The 2,563-nt window shown below is 68.7% G+C and carries 4 protein-coding genes and 1 tRNA gene; 2 read left to right on the plus strand and 3 right to left on the minus strand.

Annotation, left to right across the window (positions count from 1 at the left end; translation table 11 throughout):
• The first annotated feature begins 127 nt into the window (after positions 1–127).
• Entirely contained in the window at positions 128–337 is a 210-nt protein-coding gene (locus QM595_RS14725; RefSeq protein ID WP_415172324.1) for a hypothetical protein, read from the plus strand.
• Between the two features lie 37 nt (positions 338–374).
• On the opposite strand, the gene QM595_RS14730 is transcribed toward QM595_RS14725, so the two are convergent.
• Entirely contained in the window at positions 375–623 is a 249-nt protein-coding gene (locus QM595_RS14730; RefSeq protein ID WP_415172325.1) for a hypothetical protein, read from the minus strand.
• 340 nt (positions 624–963) lie between these two features.
• Positions 964–1,035: transfer RNA gene (locus QM595_RS14735), tRNA-Val, on the minus strand.
• Positions 1,036–1,210: 175 nt separating this feature from the next.
• Between QM595_RS14735 and QM595_RS14740 the strand changes: the two genes are divergently transcribed.
• Entirely contained in the window at positions 1,211–1,627 is a 417-nt protein-coding gene (locus tag QM595_RS14740; RefSeq protein WP_415172326.1) for an SsgA family sporulation/cell division regulator, read from the plus strand.
• Here QM595_RS14740 and QM595_RS14745 read toward each other — a convergent pair.
• Positions 1,613–2,428: an aminotransferase class IV gene (locus tag QM595_RS14745; protein ID WP_415172327.1), complete on the minus strand. Its 816-nt coding sequence runs from the start codon at positions 2,426–2,428 to the stop codon at positions 1,613–1,615. The genes QM595_RS14740 and QM595_RS14745 overlap by 15 nt on opposite strands.
• Positions 2,429–2,563 lie beyond the last annotated feature (135 nt).

Consider the following 2,563-nt stretch of genomic DNA (forward strand, 5'->3'; position numbering starts at 1 on the left):
GCCCGAGTCGCACAGCGCGTCCTCGCACTCACCGCCGCCATCTGGCACAACGACAGCGTCGACGCACCCGTCCTACGGTCCCTGACCGCCTACGACCACTGAGAACCCCTTGGAATTTGTCATCTAGATGAGCCACCGGTCAGTCGGAGACTCCGAGCCGGTCCGCCAGCCCGACATGACCGTCGTACGCCGCCACCAGGACCTGACGCCGACGCCCGCGCCGGGCGTGGCCGAGAGCGACATCACCTCGGTGACGCTCGCTGAGCAGGTCCCCGAGGCGGTGTGGCCGGCCAACGGCCTCCCGCTCCCGCTCGGCCCCAAGGTCCGTCGCGGCTGAGCCGAGACGGTCATGGATCCTCGCCCTCGGAGTGGCGTCAGCCGGGGTAGGTCGGGATCTTGACGACCTTGCTCACCGGTGCGGAGTGCTTGTCCCCCTTGAAGACGAACCGCTCCTTGTAGGGCTGCTCACCGATCATCACCGGGTAGTAGTGCACCGTGCCGGAGGCGTCGGTACGGGAGTAGGACGGGGTGGTCCAGGTGCCGCCGACGCGCATCTGCTCGAGAATCTTCTTGCCGACCAGCGGCTTGCCATGACGCGTCAGCGTGATGGCCACGTCCCACACGCCGTACACCGACCAGGTCGAGATCGTGACTGAGAGTCGTGTCTTTCCCGCTCGGCGCATCGTCGGTGTCGTCGGCGTGTCCTGAGACGCGAACGCGATGGCGGCCCTCTCCGGCAGGACCGCAGACGCGGAGGCAGGAACGGCACCGATCGCGACGACCAAGCCGCTTGCCAGTCCGACACCAAGGAGTCTGAGCTTCATGGATGTGCTCCCGGGAGACGATGCGGGTTGACCGGACGTAGGCCATCGTAGGTCAGTCCGGCTCGGTGATCGTGCCGAGACTGAGAAGTGAGAATGGCCCCGTCCACGTCGCCGCGGATCGGGGGCCGTTCTCTCGCTGTGGGTGATACTGGGTTCGAACCAGTGACCTCTTCGGTGTGAACGAAGCGCGCTACCACTGCGCCAATCACCCATCGGTGAGCCGGTCGGAAAGACTAGCGCATGTCGGCAGCGGACTCACATCGGCGTCCCGCGCGCCGTGTGACGTGGAAAAACATTCAGGATCTCCGTCACGGATCCTTTCCTCGTACGTCTCGTTAACAGGACAAGCGATCTGAGGGGACGAGATGCGGAAGAAGGCGGCGGCCATGCAGGTTCTCACGACGGCCATCACGTTGTCGTGCGTCGACCCCTGGGGTCGCACCGTCGACATGCCGACGACGATGGCCTATCGGGCCGAGGATCCATACGCTCTCTCGCTCGTCTTCCACGCCGGCTCCGGTGACGTGGAGTGGGTGGTCTCCCGCACGCTGCTCCTGCAGGGTCTGACCTCCCCGACGGGCGAGGGCGACGTCAGGGTCTACCCGAGCATCGACGAGGACGCTCGCGCGGTCACCATCCTCGACTTCTGTTCACCTGACGGCCGGCTCGTCGCTCAGGCCGACTCCTACGTCATCCAGGGTTTCCTGGCCCGCACCCTCTCGGTCGTCCCGGTGGGGCGGGAGTCCGAGTTCCTCGACCTCGACGGGCTGGTTGCCCGGCTGTTGGGGTCAGTGGCCGAGTAGCTCCCTCTCGCGCCGACGCCAGACCTCCTGCACATCCCGGGTGACCGGACCGTGCGGGAGGTCTGCGTCGTCGAGGCGTACGACGGCCTGCGCGTCCCGGGTCGTGGAGGCCAGGAAGATCTCGCTGGCCTCGGTCAGCACCTCGATCGGCTCGTCGACCTCGCGGACGCCACACCACTCGACGATCAGGCCCCGGGTCACGCCCGCCAGGCAGCCGCTCGCCAGGCTGGGGGTGCGCAGTTCGCCGTCGACGACGTAGAACACGTTCGTGCCGGTCCCCTCGCAGAGGTTGCCAACCGTGTTGGGGAAGATCGCCTCGCTGGCGTCGGCAGCGTGGGCCTGGGCGAGAGCGACGACGTTCTCGGCGTACGACGTCGTCTTCAGACCGGCGAGCGCGCCCCGCTCGTTGCGCGGCCACGCGACGGTGACGGCGCGGGTGCTGTCGGGCGCGGGCGCGATGCCGTCGGCGACCACGATCGTGGTTCGCGGGCCGTGGCCCCGACCGGAGCCCAACGGCGCGGTGCCGGCGGTGACGGTGATCCGGAGCCGGCCGAGGGGGAGCGGCTCGGCCAGCACCTCCTTGATGCCCTGCCGGATGGCGGCCTCGTCGATCGGCGCCAGGCCGAGTCCGGTGGCGGAGCGGTGCAGCCGCTGCAGGTGCAGGTCGAGCGCGAACGGCACGCCCTCGACCACCTTGATCGCCTCGAACACGCCGTCGCCCACCGTCACCCCGTGGTCGGTGACCGCCACCGCCGGAGCGTGCGGGTCGTCGAGCAGGTGTCCGTCCAGCCAGGCGCGCATGTCGCCACCCTAGTAGCCTGTCGCGGCTAATTCGCTGCTATCGCGGCGCCCGGGCACGCACCTCGCGGCGTTGCCGACGCTCGACAGGCCACCGGCCTGCCTTCGCGCCGGCGCCTTGCGAGGCACGCACCCGGA

The sequence above is a fragment of the Nocardioides sp. genome (assembly GCF_047607185.1).
Lineage (GTDB): Bacteria > Actinomycetota > Actinomycetes > Propionibacteriales > Nocardioidaceae > Nocardioides.

Bases quoted from the DNA above. Each gene is read 5' to 3' on its own strand.
- QM595_RS14725 (WP_415172324.1), top strand. From the start codon at position 128: ATGAGCCACCGGTCAGTCGGAGACTCCGAGCCGGTCCGCCAGCCCGAC.
- QM595_RS14740 (WP_415172326.1), top strand. From the start codon at position 1,211: ATGCAGGTTCTCACGACGGCCATCACGTTGTCGTGCGTCGACCCCTGG.
- QM595_RS14745 (WP_415172327.1), bottom strand. From the start codon at position 2,428: ATGCGCGCCTGGCTGGACGGACACCTGCTCGACGACCCGCACGCTCCG.